This is a genomic window from Micromonospora maris AB-18-032, from assembly GCF_000204155.1.
GTDB lineage: Bacteria > Actinomycetota > Actinomycetes > Mycobacteriales > Micromonosporaceae > Micromonospora > Micromonospora gifhornensis.
This window is the reverse complement of sequence record NC_015434.1, coordinates 1-12,090: the sequence shown is the minus strand read 5'-3', so window position 1 is coordinate 12,090 and position 12,090 is coordinate 1. Positions and strand designations below refer to the sequence as shown.

Below are 12,090 nucleotides of genomic sequence, written 5' to 3'. Positions count from 1 at the left end.
GATTGCAGGCTACCAGGGCCTAACAGATGAAAGGTGTTCTGCCTGCTCAGTGACGCTGCGCAAGAACTTTATACCTAACAGTTGACTGGCATACATATCAGTTGTTAGGTTCACTGCGTCACATAGACCGGGTTGCCGGTCAAGTCGCAGCAGCGAAGGAGTAAGTCATGGCCCTGAGGGGTGGAACTCGGTTCTCGGTCCCGTTCGCGGCGGTGTTCCCGCACGGCGCGGTGTTCGTGCCGGACTCGATTGCGGAGGCGCAGGACTTCAACGAGGCGACCCGGCAGCGGACGCCGTCCAAGGACAAGGTGACGGGTCAGCGGGTGTGGCAGTGCCGGGTGATGGACATGGACCCGGAGTTGGGTGCCCGGTCGCGTGAGGTGTCGATCAAGATCCTGGCGGACGTGCAGCCGGTTCCGCCGGTGGGTCCGTTCCAGCCGGTGGAGTTCGAGGGCCTGACCGTGACCCCGTACGTGGGATCGAACGGCCGACTCGCCTTCTCGTACCGGGCGACCGCGCTGGTCGCGCCGAAGACTCTGGCCGAGACGCGCGGTAAGGCTGCCTGATGTCGGCGGCGAACGTGGCCGTGAGTGTGCACGTCAGGGCCGATATCGCGTTGTCATTCCGCTCCCACCCGGCAGAGGACCGGGTCGTGGTGCAGCTGGGTGACACCGGCGGTGAGGTGGTGTTGTTCCTGCCTCGTGCAGAGATCGACCGGTTGGCCGGTGTGCTGGCCGCGGCTCGTGAGTCCTTGACGGTGCCTGCCGTAAAGGCGGCGGCCTGACTGATCGTGGCGCGGGGCGGCCCATGCCCTAGGAAAGCCGGCCGCCCCGCTGCCCTCTCCAAAACCTCTGTCGGCCTGGAAGGGCGGTCTCATCATGCCAAGAGAACTGGACTGGACCCGGACCGGCGGTGCCGGTGATCCGGTCCCGTGCGTCCTGTGCGGGAAACCGGCGATCTGCCGGAGCCCGAAAGGTACGCCGGTGCACAAGGTCTGCGCTGAGGCGTGGATCGAGCAGCAGGAGCAGAACCGTAAGGCGGTGGCGTGATGGCCGCCGGGGTTCGTCGTGTGCAGCGTCGCCGATCGGCGGGTTGGCGGATGCCGACTGGTGCGGTCTACGTCGGTCGGCCGTCTCGGTTCGGTAACCCGTTCATTGTCGGGGTGGATGCGGTCGATCGGGCGGATGCGGTGAAGAAGTTCGCCGCGTGGCTGGTGGCTAACCCGGTGCTGCTGGCGCGGGTTCGTCGTGATCTGGCGGGCCGTTCGCTGGCCTGTTGGTGTCCGCTGGCCCAGCCGTGTCACGCCGACGTGCTGATCGTGGCGGCTGCCGGTGTGGACGTGCGGGGGTGGTCTCGGTGAGGGCTCCGTTGGTGAACTTCCGCCGGTTTCAGATCACCGCCCCGTGGCCGCTGGTCTGGACGGTCACCGGCCTGTTCCTGTTGCTTCGCTCGATCGTCGCCGTGGTGCGTCTGGCCGTGTTCGCGGTGCGGCACTGGCGAGCCTGGCCCCTCGTCGCCCTGGTCCTGCTCGCCATCGACGGCTACCGGTCGCACGGCTGGTGGCCCCACCTCCTGGTCCTGCTCGTCGCCGCTGCCGGTGGTGGCGTGTGGTGGTGGAAGGGCCGGGAGTCGTTTCACCACCTCGTTGCACTTCGCGCGGTGACGGTGTGGCGGCGGTTGTGGGTGTACCGCAGGCAGTGGCACGAGGTCATGTCCCTGTGCGGGCTGGTGAAGAAGTACGACGGCGGCGAGGTAGTGCCGCGGCTGCTGTCGGTGCGGTGCTCGTATGCCACCGATGAACTGGTGGTGCGGATGCCGAAGGGTCAGAACCCGGAGGTGTACCACAAGGCGGCGCGGGATCTGGCGTACTCGTTCGGCACCCGCCACTGCCGGGTCTTCTCCGGCCGCCGTCAGGCACCCCCGGCCCGCACTGGCCGGCTGGCGTGGTTGTTGCGGCTGGTGGATCGGGTGCGGTTCCGCGACCGGCCCCGGCATGTGTGGTTGGTGTTCATCCGCCGTGACCCGCTGACCCGCGTCGTCGCACCGCTGCCCGTCCCGGCACGGCCGGACTTCACCGCCCTGCCGCTGGGTGTGCGGGAAGACCTGGCCGTGTACTGCCTGCGCCTGTTGGCCACGCATGTGCTGATCGGCGGGGCGACCCGGATGGGAAAGGGCTCGGTCATCTGGTCCCTGCTCCGCTCCCTCGCCGCGGGTATCCGGTCGGGGTTGGTGCGGGTGTGGGCGATCGACCCGAAGGGCGGCATGGAGCTGTCCATCGGACGGGCGTTGTTCTCCCGGTACGTCGATGACGACTGGACCCGCATGGCCGACCTCCTCGACGACGCCGTGGCCCGGATGCGGGCGCGTCAGCAGGCGTTGCGGGGGAAGGTGCGGGTGCACACGCCCAGCGTGGATGAGCCGTTGATCGTCGTGGTGATTGACGAGATCGCCGCTCTGCTGGCGTTCCTGCCGGACAGCGACATCCGCCACCGGATCACGCAGGCGTTGGGGCTGTTGCTGACCCAGGGTGCCGGGTTGGGGGTGCTGGTCGTCGCCGCGACCCAGGACCCGCGCAAGGAAGTCGTCTCCGTGCGGGACTTTTTCCCCACCCGCATCGCTCTCGGCCTCACCGAACGGGCTCACGTCGACCTCCTCCTTGGCGACGGTGCCCGCGATCGGGGAGCACTCGCCGACCAGATCCCGACCTCGGCCAAGGGCGTCGCCTACGTCCTGCTCGATGGGCAGCCGGAACCGGCGCGAGTGCGGTTCTCCTACCTGCCCGATGACGTGATCCGGGACATGGCCGCGACCTTCCCCGCACCACCGGAAACCCAGCCGGAACCCATCGACGTCCCGGCCCCAGCCAAGCCGGTCCGCAGCAGCGGCAACGGCAGGCACGTCTACCGGCCGACCCCACCGAAGCAGGCCGCGCCGCTGCTACCGCCGTCACTGCTCAACGCCCTGGACCTCAACACCACGAACGGGAGTGACCCGCGATGACTGACCAGCTGCCGGAGTCGACCCCGGTGCGGATGCCCTACGCCGACGAACCCGACGAGCAGACGCCGGAGCCGCGTCGCTTCTACCGGCTGCGTGCCCCGCACGTCGACAAGGCATCCGTGCCGGTCACTGTCCGGGTCACCCCCGACGCCGACCTGTACCTGGCCGTCGGGTCCGGCCGCCGCCGCATGTACCTCACCCCCGCCGAGGCGTGGGCGCTATGGCGGTGCCTCTCCGAAGCCGTCGCCTCCACCGGCGAACCGCCGGAGTGGATCCGCGTGCACATCAACCCCACCCACCGCTGACTCGCTGCGTGTTTGGAGCCTGCCCGATGCGTACCCGACGACTCACCCGCCGACCCATCCGCCGCATCTGCCTCGACCTCGCCCACACCGAACCCGAGCAGCACTGCCCCTACTGCACCCCCGACCCGCACGCGGCCGACATCATCGCCGCCGCCCTGCGCCAGCACTCCGAGATCGCCGCCGAAGACGCCGAAGCCTGGGGATGGGCCGCATGAAACGGCTACTCAACGCCGAACGGTGGGAAGGCGTCGCCCTGGTCCTCATCCTCCTGGCCGTGGGCGGCATGGCCGGCGCCGCGTCGTTCACCCACGTCAAGGACTGGACCATGGCCCACGCCCCGGCCGGAACCGGGGACTGGTTCGGCTGGTCCAACGCCGTCATCTCAGAACTGATGCCCGCCGCCGCGCTGCTGGTCATCCGCCGTCGACGCCGCCGCGACCCGCGCGCCTCCGTGGCCTACCCGCTGGTCCTGCTCGTCGCCGCGGTGGCGCTGTCCCTCGCAGCGCAGATCGCGGTTGCCAACGACAGCTTCTCCTCACGGCTGCTGTCCTCGGTGCCCGCGCTCGCGTTCCTCGCCCTGTCCAAACTCGTCCTCACCGGCAGTCCCAAGACGCCACCCGCCCCGGCGCGCCGTGTGGAGGAGCCTGCCGACGAACCGGCCGAGATGGAACCCGCTCACCTGCCGACTGACCCGACCCCGGCCGCTGTTCCCAACGCCATTCAGTCCGCGCTGGTGTCGTCGGTCGTCCAGACCCCGCGTAACGGCCACGTCTTCACCTCGGAGGTGACCCGATGACCCGCACCCACCTCGCCCGCCAGTCCCACCGCCGTCCCGCCGTGCTGGCCCGCCGTGTCGTCGGCACCCCCGCCGAGGTCGCCGCAACCGTCGCTCTGGTCCGCGACTCCGGACGGCTGCTGTCCATGACCGCCCCACAATCCGTGTCTGGTGACCCGGACCGGGTGACCGTCACCGTCCGGTTCCTCGACACCCCGGCCGCCGCCCCTGCGGTGGTGCGTCGACTGCGACGCGGGCACATCATCGCCGCCGCCACCCTTCCCGCTGTCGCCGCTGTGGCGGGTGTCGGCTACGCCGCTACCCAGCTCGCCACCGCCGTCCGCTCGGCGGCACCGCTGATCGCGGGCGTGGTCCTGGTCCTGATCGTCCTCGCCGTTCTGCTCCGTGCACGCAAACCGGGCTGCCTCGGGCTGCACTGCTCCGGTTGCAAGCACTGACCGCCGTGGCTGGCTGGCCCACCTACTGCGCCCGCTGCGGTGGGCCAGCCATCGCCCTGATCGAAGCAGGCCACCCCGGCACCGGCCACTACCGCGCCGAGGTGACCTGCACCCGCCACCACCCTGCCGCTATCCGCTGGGCCTCCCACGTCGGCCCGGCCCGCACCACACCGATCGGTGACCAACCTGCCCTGTTCGACCTTCCGGAGGTGACCCGTTGACCGCCCCGACCCTGCCCGGCCTCACCCCCGACACCCCACCCCCAACCGACCTGCCCGCCACCGTCGCGCCGGCGGCTGGTTCCCGTGCCGCTCGCCTCGCTCTGCCCATGTCCCGGCAGGTGCTCACCGAGATGGCCGCGGAGTACGGGGTGTGCCTGCGCCCGGTCACCCTGCGCCGTACCGACCTGCACACCGGTCTGACCGAGGTCATCGACCTGCCCTGCGGCAGCACCAGGGAAGACAAGTGCCAGCCGTGCGCCAAACGCGCCCGGCGGTTGCGGCAGACCCAGATCCGCGAGGGCTGGCACCGCGCCGACGAACCCAACCCCACCGGCCCGAACCCGGCAACCGAAGCGCAACGCGAGCTCGTCATGCTGCGCGCTCACCTGGAGTTCGCCCGCGATGAAGCCCAACGCTCCGGCCAGTTCGACCAGATCCCCGCCATCGATCAAGCCATCGCGGAAGTCGAAGCGGCCACGGCTGCCGAAGGAATGCGCGGGCAGATCGCCCCCGGCCACGACGAAGAGGATTCCGGCGCTCGACGTAAGCGGTCGACTCGGCGGCGTCAGGACGCGCCGGACCTGCCGCGTAAGAAGGTCGAACCGCGCACCCTCGGCCGCGTCTACGTCGCGCCGGACGGCACGCAACACCGGCCGTCCATGTGGCTGTCGCTGACGCTCGGCTCCTACGGCCGGGTCCTCCCCGACGGCACACCCGTAGATCCCGGCTCGTACGACTACCGGCGGGCCGCCTGGGATGCGGTGCACTTCGCCCGACTCCTCGACCGGTTCTGGCAAAACCTCCGCCGCTGCGTCGGCTGGAACGTCCAATACGCCGGATGCGTCGAACCCCAACGCCGTCTGGCCCCGCACGCGCACTTCGCCATCCGGGGAACCATCCCGCGTGCGGTGCTGCGGCAGGTCGCCGCCGCCACCTACCACCAGGTCTGGTGGCCCCCGGCCGACCAACCGCAGTACACCCTCGACCGGCCACCCGTCTGGGACAACGACCAAGCGGCGTGGGTCGACCCCGACACCGGGGAAGCGTTGCCGTCGTGGGCTGACGCCCTGGACCTCATCGACACCAACCCCGACGCCCAACCCGCCCATGTCGTTCGCTTCGGCACCCAGATCCATGCCGAAGGCGTCACGCCCGGCACGGTCCACGCGCAGCGGACGATGGGCTACATCACGAAGTACATCACCAAGTCAGCGGCCGACTGCCACAAGACGGAGACGGACCGGCAGCGGGATCACCTCGACCGGCTCTGGCAGGAACTACGAGTCACGCCCTGCAACGAACGGTGCGCCAACTGGCTGCTCTACGGCATCCAACCCAAGAAGGCACACGGCCGACTCCAAGCAGGCCGGTGCAAGGGCAAGGTGCACCAACGGGCCACCCTCGGCATCGGTGGCCGGCGAATTCTCGTCTCCCGCGACTGGTCCGGCAAGACCCTCGCTGACCATCGGGCCGACGCTCGGGCCTGGGTCCGCAACCTCCTCGGGGTCACCACCGGGGCGGCCGACGCTGAGCCCGTCGACCAGGACCAGCCGCCCGCCTATGCGTGGGAGCTTGCCCGGCCCGATGACCCGGACGTGCCGCCCCTGCAACACCGGCTCCTGCGCGCCCTGTCCCAACGCGCGCAGTGGAAGGCCGCACTACTCGCGGCACGCGATAAGGCGACACAAGGCAGCTCACCCATTGACGTGCCCGTACCGACCACTGAGGAGGACCGATGACCGCCCCGACGATGGAACGGCTCTGGACGGTTCAGGAGGTGTCGGCGTTCCTGGGTGTCCCGGTCGGCACGCTCTACCAGTGGCGCTACCGCCGGACGGGTCCCCGCGCCTGTCGGGTCGGGCGTCACCTCCGGTACCGCCCCGCCGACGTGCGGGCCTGGCTTGACGGGCAGGCGGGCTGATGCCAGTCGACGACCTCTGGTACCTGAACAAGCGCGGTCCGGACGGCAAGCGGCTGCCTTCCCGCCGGCACGGGCAGGGAAAGCGGTGGCGGGTCCGGTTCGCTGACGCTGCGGGAGATCCGCGTACCCGATTCTTCGAGCGCAAAGCCGACGCGGAAGCCTTCGATGCTCGCGCCCGTACCGGTGCCGCCGAGGAGAGCAAGGTCCAGCAGTCCGCACGGCTTCTGACACTCCGGGATTACGGGGACCGCTGGCGGCTCTCCCGTGAGGTCGGGTGGGCGCTGGAAACCCGCAAGCGGGTCGAGTCGAACCTCCGGTGTCACCTCTACCCGGCATTCGGTGACCGTCCGCTGCGGGCAATCAACCTGACCTCGGTCTTGGAGTGGTTGACTCGCCGTTTGGCCGAAGGTACGCCGTCCACATCGCTCAAGCTGTACTTCGAGCTGCTCGACACGGTGCTCAACGCCGCCGTCACCGACAAAATCATCCCGGACAACCCCTGTGATGGCGTCAAGCTCTCCCAGGTGCTTCGGGGCTACTCTCGGGCACCGAAGTGGGTTCCCACCGAGCGTGAAGTTCTGACGCTGCTCGACGTGGTACCGGCCCGCTACCGGGCGGCAATCTGGCTCGGCGCTGGCCAGGGCTACCGCCTCGGTGAAGCGCTCGGTGTGGAAGACGGTCCGCGCTGCATCGACCAGGAGCGCAGCGAGCTCCACGTCGCGCAGCAACTCCGGTACGCGCCTCGCCAGCATGACGGGTTCTATCTCAGCGAGCCCAAAGCTGGCTCCTCCGGCACCCTCGACCTGGATCCCGTCGTCGGCCAGGTCCTCGCCGAGCACGTCCGGGAGTTCCCGCCCGTCCCGGTCGAGCTGGTCGACCTCACCGCGGGCAGCCCAGTGCGTCGGTCGGTGCCGCTGCTGTTCACCACCACGCGCGGGAACCCGTTCACCGATCGGACCTGGTCGCGGGAGTGGGCCGACTGGCGTGCGGCTGCTGGCTGGCCGAAGGAGCACGGCACCTTCCACGCTCTGCGGCACTTCTTCGCCACGACGCTGATCACCAACCACGCCGAACCGCAGGAGGTACAGCGGATGCTGCGACACAAGACCCTGCGGATCACGCTGGAAACGTACGTCCATTGGTGGCCGAAGCGAGACCGGTCGCGCGGCATCGTCGGGAGCGTCCTGCGGTCGGCCCTCGCCAATCAAGATCACAACTGATCTGTACTGACGTTGTACTAGTCGATCAACTCAAGAGAGAAACCGCAGGTAGCGGGTGGTATTGGTGGAGCCCAGGGGACTCGAACCCCTAACCCCTGCCTTGCAAAGGCAGTGCTCTGCCAGTTGAGCTAGGGCCCCGTGGCGGACGGTGCCGCCTGGTGGTCGGAGCTACGCGATCAGCGCAGATCCGGCGAGGTGGTCGCCTCGTGCCAGAGCGCGCGCTCGTCGTTGGCTTCCTTCATCTTCTTGGCCACCACGGCGGCCACACCGACGACACCGACCAGGATCAGCAGCTTCTTGAACATCGGGGCTACCCCTCACGCTCGACGTGGCCGTCGGACCATGTGCGGTGGGGCTAGCTGGAATCGAACCAGCGACCTCAGAGTTATCAGCTCTGCGCTCTAACCGACTGAGCTATAGCCCCGCGTAGCGACGAGCAACATTAACCCATCCGCCCACGCCGCCCCAAATCGGGGGTCGGCCTGGACCCTGCTCAACGCCGTCGCCCCTGAACCTACCGGAGAGCAGGCGACCAGCCCACCGAGATACCCGTGCCGACGGGTCCGGCCCGACGGCTGCGGGGTGGTCGACTCCGTTACGCCGAAACGGTGGCTTCCCAGCACTGCGTACCCCGCTGTTTCGCCGAAACGGCGGCCAGCGCCCCACTTCGGCGCCTGGTTCGGCTGGAGACAGTCAGCCGGGCCGACCCCCAGGTCGGCCCGGCTGAGACGTCCAAAGGGCTGTCAGTCGCGCTCGGCGAGAGTCAGCTCGATGCCACCCACCAGGTCGGCGCAGACGTTGTAGACGAACGCACCGAGGGTGGCGAGGGCGGTGAACAGCACGACGTTTACCGCACCGATAAGCATCGAGGTGAAGATCACGCCCGTCGCGGTGATCTGGAAGCCGCTGGTGCCCTGACCACCACCGGCGTTGACCAGGTCGCTCAGGCTGTCGTTCACGCTGGTGAAGACGCCCATCGCGTCCAACGCCAGGTACAGCACCGACGTCGCGACCACGATCACGATGAACAGCACCACGGACACGGCGAACGCGAACTTCATCACGGACCACGGGTCGATCCGCTTGAGGTTCAGCCGGGCCCGGCGCGGTCCGCGCGACGCGGCCGAGCTCACCGAGGTACGCGCAGCGCGTACCGCCTCGCCCACGCGCGCCGCGCCCACGGCGGCTGTGCCGACCCCCGGGGGGAGCCCGCCACCGTTGGCCGGACGGCCGGTGTTCAGCGGCCGGGCCCCATCCGGCTTCGGAGCCGACCCGGTCACCCGCGGCTGGGTGCCGGTCGTGCCCGTACCGACTGTCGGCAGCACACCCGTGGTGCCCGACGCGGACTGGCCCGCCCGGGTGGCGATCGGCTGGGTGACCGACGGCTTGCCGGCAGCGGCGGCCGAGCCAGCGGCCTCGCCGCCGGCCTTCTCCTCCGCAGCCTCCGCAGCCTGGTCTTCGCCGGGCTTGTCAGGCGGCGGAGCCATACCGGGAGCCCGGGTGAACTTCGGGGCAGGCGCGTCGGCGGGGACCGTGGCCCGGCCTACGGCCGCGCGGCCGGTCGTTGGCGTGCCGTTCTGCGCGGCCTCCTCGTCGACCGGGTTGGCCGAGGGTCCCGTGTTCCCCGACTTCGCCTGTGTCTCCGTCATTCAACTAGTCCTGTTCGTCAGGCTCGTCGGCATTGCGAGCAATCGCCACGATAGTCACGCCATCCGGAAGGTCCATCAGCTTGACCCCCATTGTGTTCCGGTCACGCGTACGGCGTACAGGCTTCACCGGAGTCCGGATGACGCCACCGTTGCTGGTGATGGCGAACAGCTCGTCGTCCGGGTCGATCACCACAGCGCCGACCAGACCACCGCGCCGCTCGGTGATCTTCGCAGTCAGCACACCCTTACCTCCCCGGCCCTGCACCGGGTATTCCTCGATCGGGGTACGTTTCGCGTATCCACCGTTCGTGGCCACCAGAACGTCCAGGCCCTCCCGGACGACCTCCATGGCCAGCAACTCGTCCTCATCGCTGAACCGCATGCCGATCACACCCGAGGTGGCCCGACCCATCGGCCGCAACGCCTCGTCGGTCGCGTTGAACCGGATCGCCTGGGCGTTCTTCGACACCAACAGCAGATCATCAGTGGGACCGACAAGCGCAGCACCGACCAGCTCGTCCTCATCGCGCAGGTTGATCGCGATGATGCCGCCGGACCGGTTGGAGTCGAACTCCTCAAGCCGCGTCTTCTTCACCAGGCCGTTCTTCGTCGCCAGGACCAGATAGGGAGCCACCTGGTAGTTCGGAATCTCGATGATCTGCGCGATCTGCTCGTCCGGTTGGAAGGCGAGCAGGTTCGCCACGTGCTGACCCTTGGCCACCCTACTGGCCTCAGGAAGCTCGTACGCCTTGGCCCGGTAGACGCGCCCCTTGTTGGTGAAGAACAGGATCCAGTCGTGCGTCGAGCAGACGAAGAAGTGGCTGACGATGTCGTCCTGCCGCAGCGTCGCACCGCTCACACCCTTGCCGCCGCGCCGCTGCGAGCGGTACAGGTCGACCTTCGTCCGCTTGGCGTACCCGGTCCGGGTGATCGTGACGACCACGTCCTCGCGGGCGATGAGGTCCTCCATCGAGACCTCGCCGTCGAACGGAATGATCTTCGTACGTCGCTCGTCGCCCCACTTCGCGACGATCTCGCCCAACTCCTCCGAGACGATCCGCCGCTGCCGCTCCGGCTTGGCCAGGATGTCCTTCAGGTCGGCGATCTCCAGCTCCAGCTTGGCCAGGTCGTCGAGGATCCGCTGCCGTTCCAACGCCGCCAGCCGGCGCAGCTGCATGTCCAGGATCGCGGTCGCCTGGATCTCGTCGATCTCCAGCAGCCGGATCAGACCCTGCCGGGCGTCCTCCACCGTCGGTGAACGCCGGATCAGCGCGATCACCTCGTCCAGGGCGTCCAGCGCCTTGGACAGACCGCGCAGGATGTGCGCCCGCTCCTCCGCCTTACGCAGCCGGAACGCCGTCCGCCGTCGGATCACCTCGATCTGGTGCTCGACGTAGTAGCGGATGAACTGCGCCAGGTTCAACGTGCGCGGCACGCCGTCGACAAGCGCCAGCATGTTCGCGCCGAAGGTCTCCTGAAGCTGGGTGTGCTTGTAGAGGTTGTTCAGCACCACCTTCGCGACCGCGTCGCGCTTGAGCACCAGCACGATCCGCATACCCGTACGCCCGGAGGACTCGTCCCGGATGTCGGCGATGCCGGCGAGCTTGCCCTCCTTGATCAGCTCGGCGATCCGCTCGGCCAGGTTGTCCGGGTTCACCTGGTACGGCAGCTCGCTGACCACCAGCGCCGGGCGCCCGCGCTTGTCCTCCTCGACCTCGACCACCGCGCGCATCCGGATCGAACCACGACCGGTCCGGTACGCGTCCTGGATGCCCGACTGGCCGACGATCAGACCGTGGGTGGGGAAGTCCGGGCCCTTGACGATCTCCAGCAGCGCTTCGAGCGTGGTGGCCTCGTCCGCCTCCGGGTGCTCCAGGCACCACTGCACCGCCGCGCCGATCTCCCGCAGGTTGTGCGGCGGGATCTTGGTGGCCATACCGACCGCGATGCCCTCGGAACCGTTGATCAGCAGGTTCGGGATCCGCGACGGCAGGATGGTGGGCTCCTTGGCCCGGCCGTCGTAGTTGTCCTGCAGGTCGACGGTGTCCTCGTCGATGTCCCGCAGCATCTCCATCGCCAGCGGGTCGAGCTTGCACTCTGTGTACCTCATGGCGGCAGCCGGATCGTTACCGGGCGAACCGAAGTTGCCGTTGCCGTCGACCAGGGGGTAGCGCAGCGACCACGGCTGGGCCATCCGGACCAGGGCGTCGTAGATGGCCGAGTCGCCGTGCGGGTGGAACTGACCCATCACATCACCGACGACGCGGGAGCACTTCACGTAGCCACGGTCGGGCCGGTAGCCCGAGTCGAACATGGCGTAGAGAATCTTGCGGTGGACCGGCTTGAGCCCGTCCCGGACGTCCGGCAGCGCCCGCCCGACGATCACGCTCATCGCGTAGTCGAGGTAGGAGCGCTGCATCTCCACCTCGAGCCCGACCGGCTCGATCCGGTCGTGCGAGACGACGGCGGCCAGCGCCTCGGGGACCTCGGGCTCGTTGGGTGTGGACTCGGGGGATTCGGTCACTGTTTACCCTTATCAGA

16 protein-coding genes and 2 tRNA genes are annotated in these 12,090 nt (G+C 68.8%); 13 read left to right on the top strand and 5 right to left on the bottom strand.

Translation table 11 applies throughout. The features are described from left to right. The first annotated feature begins 167 nt into the window (after positions 1-167). The 13 genes from VAB18032_RS00080 (at position 168) to VAB18032_RS00025 (ending at position 7,900) form a co-directional block, all read left to right on the top strand. On the top strand, positions 168-566 hold the full coding sequence (locus VAB18032_RS00080) for a hypothetical protein (RefSeq protein WP_013730715.1): 399 nt from the start codon (positions 168-170) through the stop codon (positions 564-566). Further along, the gene (locus VAB18032_RS00075) at positions 566-784 is read left to right on the top strand and encodes a hypothetical protein (protein WP_013730714.1); all 219 of its coding nucleotides are present in this window, start codon (positions 566-568) and stop codon (positions 782-784) included. Before VAB18032_RS00080 ends, VAB18032_RS00075 begins: the two co-directional genes overlap by 1 nt. A gap of 94 nt (positions 785-878) precedes the next feature. Continuing rightward, the gene (locus VAB18032_RS32260; protein ID WP_169804603.1) at positions 879-1,049 is read left to right on the top strand and encodes a hypothetical protein; all 171 of its coding nucleotides are present in this window, start codon (positions 879-881) and stop codon (positions 1,047-1,049) included. Between the two features lie 50 nt (positions 1,050-1,099). Continuing rightward, positions 1,100-1,360, top strand: coding sequence for a DUF4326 domain-containing protein (locus tag VAB18032_RS00070; protein ID WP_013730713.1), 261 nt, complete (start codon positions 1,100-1,102; stop codon positions 1,358-1,360). Next, positions 1,357-3,000, top strand: coding sequence for an FtsK/SpoIIIE domain-containing protein (locus VAB18032_RS00065; RefSeq protein ID WP_148272158.1), 1,644 nt, complete (start codon positions 1,357-1,359; stop codon positions 2,998-3,000). The genes VAB18032_RS00070 and VAB18032_RS00065 overlap by 4 nt, the downstream gene beginning before the upstream one ends. After that, entirely contained in the window at positions 2,997-3,305 is a 309-nt protein-coding gene (locus tag VAB18032_RS00060) for a hypothetical protein (protein WP_013730711.1), read from the top strand. Before VAB18032_RS00065 ends, VAB18032_RS00060 begins: the two co-directional genes overlap by 4 nt. A 26-nt stretch (positions 3,306-3,331) precedes the next feature. Further along, complete coding sequence (locus VAB18032_RS00055; protein WP_013730710.1) at positions 3,332-3,520, top strand: hypothetical protein; 189 nt, start codon at positions 3,332-3,334, stop codon at positions 3,518-3,520. After that, complete coding sequence (locus VAB18032_RS00050; RefSeq protein WP_013730709.1) at positions 3,517-4,101, top strand: hypothetical protein; 585 nt, start codon at positions 3,517-3,519, stop codon at positions 4,099-4,101. The genes VAB18032_RS00055 and VAB18032_RS00050 overlap by 4 nt, the downstream gene beginning before the upstream one ends. Then, positions 4,098-4,538 carry a hypothetical protein gene (locus VAB18032_RS00045; RefSeq protein WP_013730708.1) on the top strand — a complete coding sequence of 147 codons (441 nt, stop codon included), beginning with the start codon at positions 4,098-4,100 and terminating at the stop codon, positions 4,536-4,538. Before VAB18032_RS00050 ends, VAB18032_RS00045 begins: the two co-directional genes overlap by 4 nt. Beyond that, entirely contained in the window at positions 4,526-4,759 is a 234-nt protein-coding gene (locus VAB18032_RS00040) for a hypothetical protein (protein WP_148272157.1), read from the top strand. Before VAB18032_RS00045 ends, VAB18032_RS00040 begins: the two co-directional genes overlap by 13 nt. Further along, complete coding sequence (locus VAB18032_RS00035; protein ID WP_013730706.1) at positions 4,756-6,498, top strand: replication initiator; 1,743 nt, start codon at positions 4,756-4,758, stop codon at positions 6,496-6,498. The genes VAB18032_RS00040 and VAB18032_RS00035 overlap by 4 nt, the downstream gene beginning before the upstream one ends. Next, positions 6,495-6,680 (top strand): helix-turn-helix transcriptional regulator, encoded by a 186-nt coding sequence (locus VAB18032_RS00030; RefSeq protein ID WP_013730705.1) that lies wholly within the window; start codon positions 6,495-6,497, stop codon positions 6,678-6,680. The genes VAB18032_RS00035 and VAB18032_RS00030 overlap by 4 nt, the downstream gene beginning before the upstream one ends. Further along, entirely contained in the window at positions 6,680-7,900 is a 1,221-nt protein-coding gene (locus VAB18032_RS00025) for a tyrosine-type recombinase/integrase (RefSeq protein WP_013730704.1), read from the top strand. Before VAB18032_RS00030 ends, VAB18032_RS00025 begins: the two co-directional genes overlap by 1 nt. 62 nt (positions 7,901-7,962) lie before the next feature. On the opposite strand, the gene VAB18032_RS00020 is transcribed toward VAB18032_RS00025, so the two are convergent. The 5 genes from VAB18032_RS00020 to gyrA all read right to left on the bottom strand — a co-directional run bounded on the left by VAB18032_RS00020 (position 7,963) and on the right by gyrA (position 12,073). Next, positions 7,963-8,038: transfer RNA gene (locus tag VAB18032_RS00020), tRNA-Ala, on the bottom strand. Between the two features lie 38 nt (positions 8,039-8,076). Next, a complete protein-coding gene (locus VAB18032_RS32585; RefSeq protein WP_013730703.1) occupies positions 8,077-8,205 on the bottom strand; it encodes a DLW-39 family protein in 129 nt (42 codons plus the stop codon). A 45-nt stretch (positions 8,206-8,250) separates the two neighbouring features. Then, positions 8,251-8,324: transfer RNA gene (locus tag VAB18032_RS00015), tRNA-Ile, on the bottom strand. A gap of 319 nt (positions 8,325-8,643) precedes the next feature. Further along, positions 8,644-9,549 carry a DUF3566 domain-containing protein gene (locus VAB18032_RS00010; protein ID WP_013730702.1) on the bottom strand — a complete coding sequence of 302 codons (906 nt, stop codon included), beginning with the start codon at positions 9,547-9,549 and terminating at the stop codon, positions 8,644-8,646. 4 nt (positions 9,550-9,553) lie between these two features. Next, complete coding sequence (gyrA, locus tag VAB18032_RS00005; RefSeq protein ID WP_013730701.1) at positions 9,554-12,073, bottom strand: DNA gyrase subunit A; 2,520 nt, start codon at positions 12,071-12,073, stop codon at positions 9,554-9,556. Positions 12,074-12,090: the final 17 nt, after the last annotated feature.